This is a genomic window from Bradyrhizobium sp. P2_E8 (genome assembly GCF_056403875.1).
In genome coordinates, this window is record NZ_JBFUES010000602.1 from 1 (window position 1) to 4686 (window position 4686).

Sequence of the window (4686 nt, forward strand, 5' to 3'; positions counted from 1 at the left end):
TTCTTCGCCTTCGCGGTGCTGCTCGCCGAATTCAGGGACGCGCCGCAGCGGCTGATCGACGAGCTCGCGGTGCTGTTCCTGATCGTGCGGATCGCCTACGTGCTGACCTATCTCGGCAACCGCCCGACACTGCGCTCGATCCTCTGGAGCATCGGCTTTGCGATCAATCTCGGGATCTTCTTCATGCCGATGCTGAAGCGGTTCTTGCCGGTGTGAGCTGCCGTGTCCCGGACGCGCTGCAACGCCTTAGCTTTGCGGCGCAGAGCCGGGACCTAGGGGGCCACAGCTACAGTATGGAGCGATGGGCCCCGGCTCTGCAGCGCACCGTCGAAGRGACGCTGCGCTGCGTCCGGGGCACGAGAGCGTGCCTCAAAAACACGTCGTCCGTTCGGCGGCGATGTAGCCGAACAACAGGCCGACGCCGAACAGCAGCACGAGACCGGCGGCGCCGAATTCGATGCCGCGCATGAACAGCGCGCCGCCGCCGTCGCGCCCCGCGCTCAGGCGGCCGGCGATGTCCTTGGCGGAGACGGCGACGACGGCAATGGCCGCGACCGTGATCGCGGTGCCGAGCCCCATCAGGAAGGTCGCGGCGATGCCGGCCCAGAACAGGCCCTGGGCGAGCGCGAACACCAGCACGAGGATCGCACCCGAGCAGGGCCGGATGCCGACGGTCAGGATCGCGGCGAATCCGCGCCGCCAGCCACCGGGGCCGGCGAGTTCGCTCGGCGCCGGACCGTGGGAATGGCCGCAATGCTCGTCATGGACGTGATCGTGCCCGTGATGGGCGTGGGTGTGGGTGTGGGTGTGGGTGTGGGCGTGATCATGGTGATCGTGGTCATGATGATCATGCGCATCATGATGGTGGTGATGGCCGTGATCATGGTGCTGCGGCACGCCCGCGATCGCCGGCACCGGCTGGGCCACCTGAAGCGCGCGGATGAAGGCGCCGCCCTTGACCCAGACCAGCCGCAGGCCGAACAGCGCGATCAGGCCATAGCTCGCGATCTCGATCACGCCTTCGGCCTTGCACATGGTCTTGGCCGTCGCATTCAGCACCCAGGCCGAGATGCCGACGATCAGGATCGCCACCAGCGACTGCATCAGGGCCGAGGCAAACGACAACGCAATGCCGCGCCGCGCGGTCTCGCGGTTGGCGACGAGATAGGAGGCGATCACCGCCTTGCCGTGGCCGGGTCCGGCGGCATGGAAGATGCCATAGGCAAAGGAGATGAAGAGCAGCGTCCACACCGCCGAGCCGTCGGACTTCGCGGCGCGGATGGTCGCCGACATCTGGCGGTAGAACTCCGACTGTTTTGCCAACAGCCAGCCGATGAGGCCGCCGGCCTCGGGCGCGGCCGCCTGCGCGGGTTTCGGTGCGCCGAACGGATTTTGCGCGAGGAGATCGTGAAGCGCGGCATCGGCCACGCCCAGCACGGCGATGACCGCGGAACAGGCGAGAAGCCCGCGGGCAAGCGGAGAATGCAGACGACCGATCAAGGGCAATCCACCGTGATCTTGTTGGCGAACATCATGCCGAAATTGGTGTTCTCACCGCTCATGAAGGTCTGCTCGTTGAGCTTCTGCGCGGTCGCGGTGCCGTCACTGGGACGGTCGAGCTTCATCTGGCAGCCGGCGGGTGCCCCGACCAGCTTGACCGGGTTGTCCTTGGCCATCTGGAAGTCGATGAAGAAGGAACGGTCGAACACTTCGAGCACCAGCTGCTTGGGCTTGGCCGGGTTCTTCAGCGGCAGCGTGAAGTGCAGGGTCAGCACGGTATCCTTGTAGTCGAGGAAGTAGTCGACCGGCTCCTGGAATCGCTCCTTCTTGCCGTCCGCTCGCGCGAAGGTGAAGTAGGCATATTCCTTCAGCGACTCGACATTGGTCTGCGCCAGCGGCCCGAGCTCCTCGCGGGTATAGGCGCCCTTGGTCTTGCTCTCGAGCCCCTGCACCGCATAGGCCGAGAACATGTCGTCGAAGGTCCAGGCGTGACGCACGCCGGTGATGCTGCCGTCCTCGGCGTAGAGGAGTTCGCTGGTCGCGGTGATCCAGACATGCGGATGCGCGCTCGCCGCACCGGCTCCGAGAGTCATCGCGGCGGCGAGCAGCAGACCGAACAGGGCACGCATGCCCATCAGGCCGCCTTCGGGGCGTCGAGCAGGCCGCGGCGGCGCAGCAGCGCGTCGGGCTCCGGCGGGCGGCCGCGGAAGGCCTCATAGGCGGCTTCCGGATCGACCGATCCGCCCGAGGAGTAGATGTCGTCGTGCAGGCGTTTTGCCACGGCCGGATCGAAGATGTCGCCGGCCTCCTCGAACGCGCCGAAGGCGTCGGCGTCCATCACCTCCGACCACATGTAGCTGTAATAGCCGGCGGCATAATGGTCGCCGGTGAAGATGTGACCGAACTGCGTGGGCCGGTGCCGCAGTGCAATCTCCTCGGGCATGCCGATCTTCTCCAGCTCCTTCTTCTCGAAGGCCCGCACGTCGCTGGCCGCCGCGGCCGGCTGGGTGTGGAATTCGAGGTCCACCAGCGCCGAGGAGACGAACTCGACCGTGGCAAAGCCCTGGTTGAATTTTCGCGCGGCGAGGAAGCGCTGCAGCAGGTCGTCCGGCAGCGGCTCGCCGGTCTGGTAGTGGCGGGCGAATTGCTGGAGCACCTCGGGCCGTTCCTGCCAGTGCTCGTAGAGCTGCGACGGCAGCTCGACGAAATCGGTGAACACTGATGTGCCCGACAGCGACGGATAGGTCACGTTGGACAGCATGCCGTGCAGGCCGTGGCCGAATTCGTGAAACAGGGTGCGGGCGTCGTCGGGCGACAGCAGCGAGGGCTCGCCGCCGGCTCCCTTGGCAAAATTACAGATATTGAGAACGAGCGGCGCGACGTCGCCGTCGAGCTTCTGCTGGTCGCGCAGCGAGGTCATCCAGGCGCCGGAGCGCTTCGACGGCCGGGCGAAATAGTCGCCATAGAACAGCGCCTTGTGCTTGCCGTCCCGCCCCTTCACCTCCCAGACCCGGACGTCCGGGTGCCAGACCGGCACGTCCTTGCGCTCCTCGAAGGTGATGCCGAACAGGCGCGTGGCGCAGTCGAAGGCGGCGGCGATCATGTGGTCGAGCGCGAGATACGGCTTGATCGCGGCGTCATCGAAATTGGCCCGCTGGAGGCGGAGCTTTTCGGCGTAGAAGCGCCAGTCCCACGGCGCGAGCTTGAAATTGCCGCCCTCGGCCGAGATCAGCGTCTGCATCTCGTCGCGGTCGGCGAACGCCCGGGCGCGCGCCGGCTTCCAGACCCGCTCGAGCAGTCCCCGCACCGCTTCCGGCGTCTTGGCCATGGAGTCCTCGAGCCGGTAGGCGGCGTAGGTCGGGTAGCCGAGCAGGTTCGCGCTCTCCTCACGCAGCTTCAGGATCTCGACGATGGTCGTATTGTTGTCGTTGGCATTGCCGTTGTCGCCGCGCGCAATGAAGGCCTTGTAGACCTTCTCGCGCAGGTCGCGCCGCGCCGAGCTCTTGAGGAACGACTCGACGGAGGAGCGCGACAGCGTGACTATGGCCTTGCCGGCCATGCCGCGCTCTTCCGCCGCAGCCTTGGCACTGGCGACGAAGCTCTCCGGCAGGCCCTGGCGGTCGGCCTCCCCTAGCTCCATGAACCATTCCTGCTCGTCGCCGAGCAGATGATGGCTGAAGCCGGTGCCGAGCTGGGCGAGCCTCTCGTTGATCTCGGCCATCCGCGTCTTGGCCTCCTCGGAGAGGCCGGCGCCGGAACGGTGGAAGCGGGTATAGGTGCGCTCCAGCAGGCGGAGCTGTTCGGGCGAAAGACCCAGATTGGCGCGGTTCTCGTGCAGCTGGGCGATGCGACCAAACAGCACGGCATTCATCATGATCGGATTCCAGTGCCGCGCCGTCCGCAAGGAAACCTCCTTGTCGATCTCCAGGATGGCCGGGTTGGAATGCGCCGAGACGAGGTCGTAGAACACCGCCGCGACCTTGCTCAGCAGCTTGCCGGAGCGCTCCAGCGCCGTGATGGTGTTGGCGAAGTCGGGCGCGGCCGGGTCGTTGGTGATCGCCGCAATCTCGGCGGAATGGTCGGCGAAGGCCTGCTCGAAGGCCGGGAGGAAGTGCTCCGGCGTGATCTCGTCGAAGGGCGGGGTCGCGAACGGCGTCACCCAGGCCTTCAGCAGCGGGTTGGTCTCGGCGTCCGTAGTTTGGCGGAGGTCTGACATCGCAAGTCCCGGTTTTCGAGCTGGTTTGTTGCGGCCAGCTATAGCACGCGATGGGGCTTTTTTGGGCCATTTGGCCTTGCTCCCGCCCGCCTTTTCGGAGAGATTGCGGCCCTCGAAGACTAGGGATCCCTGAGCCCCATGAACGCGCCTTCCTCCTCCCGCCAGATCGTCTGGCCCAGCGTCATCACCGTCATCAGCGCCGCCATCCTGATCGGCGCGGAGGTGTTCGGCGCGGCCTTTGCCGGCGGCTGGGCCCTCGCGATCCTGTTCGGTTTAGGCGATCAGGGCGCGCACATCCTCCAGGCCGTGCTGTTCGCGCTCGGTGTGCTGGTGATGACCGCGTTCATCCGCGCAGCGCAGCGCGTCGAGCCCTTCACCAAGCGCGGCTGACGCTCGCTCGCGCGCGAGAGACACGCGCGCAAGCTTGAAAACTTAACGCACGTTCATCTTCCGCGTCGTGCGCGCCACAC

The 4686-nt window shown here is 66.3% G+C and carries 5 protein-coding genes; 2 read left to right on the top strand and 3 right to left on the bottom strand.

The genetic code is table 11. The annotated features are described in order from the left end of the window. Window positions 1–216, top strand: a 216-nt coding sequence (locus tag AC1D00_RS27595) for an MAPEG family protein (RefSeq protein WP_477012828.1), incomplete at its 5' end; no start/stop codon positions are given. A 153-nt stretch (window positions 217–369) separates the two neighbouring features. Here AC1D00_RS27595 and AC1D00_RS27600 read toward each other — a convergent pair. From AC1D00_RS27600 to AC1D00_RS27610, 3 genes are read right to left on the bottom strand one after another with little or no spacing between them, the layout of a single operon-like run. Next, complete coding sequence (locus AC1D00_RS27600; protein WP_477012829.1) at window positions 370–1506, bottom strand: nickel/cobalt transporter; 1137 nt, start codon at window positions 1504–1506, stop codon at window positions 370–372. Next, a complete protein-coding gene (locus AC1D00_RS27605; RefSeq protein WP_404552589.1) occupies window positions 1497–2135 on the bottom strand; it encodes a DUF1007 family protein in 639 nt (212 codons plus the stop codon). Before AC1D00_RS27605 ends, AC1D00_RS27600 begins: the two co-directional genes overlap by 10 nt. Beyond that, on the bottom strand, window positions 2135–4216 hold the full coding sequence (locus AC1D00_RS27610; protein ID WP_477012830.1) for a M3 family metallopeptidase: 2082 nt from the start codon (window positions 4214–4216) through the stop codon (window positions 2135–2137). Before AC1D00_RS27610 ends, AC1D00_RS27605 begins: the two co-directional genes overlap by 1 nt. 138 nt (window positions 4217–4354) lie before the next feature. Here AC1D00_RS27610 and AC1D00_RS27615 point away from each other — a divergent pair, with 138 nt between their 5' ends. Beyond that, window positions 4355–4606 (top strand): hypothetical protein, encoded by a 252-nt coding sequence (locus AC1D00_RS27615; protein ID WP_135175473.1) that lies wholly within the window; start codon window positions 4355–4357, stop codon window positions 4604–4606. Window positions 4607–4686: the final 80 nt, after the last annotated feature.

Coding starts and splice junctions, on each gene's coding strand:
- AC1D00_RS27605 (WP_404552589.1), bottom strand. CDS start 2,135: ATGGGCATGCGTGCCCTGTTCGGTCTGCTGCTCGCCGCCGCGATGACT.
- AC1D00_RS27610 (WP_477012830.1), bottom strand. CDS start 4,216: ATGTCAGACCTCCGCCAAACTACGGACGCCGAGACCAACCCGCTGCTG.
- AC1D00_RS27615 (WP_135175473.1), top strand. CDS start 4,355: ATGAACGCGCCTTCCTCCTCCCGCCAGATCGTCTGGCCCAGCGTCATC.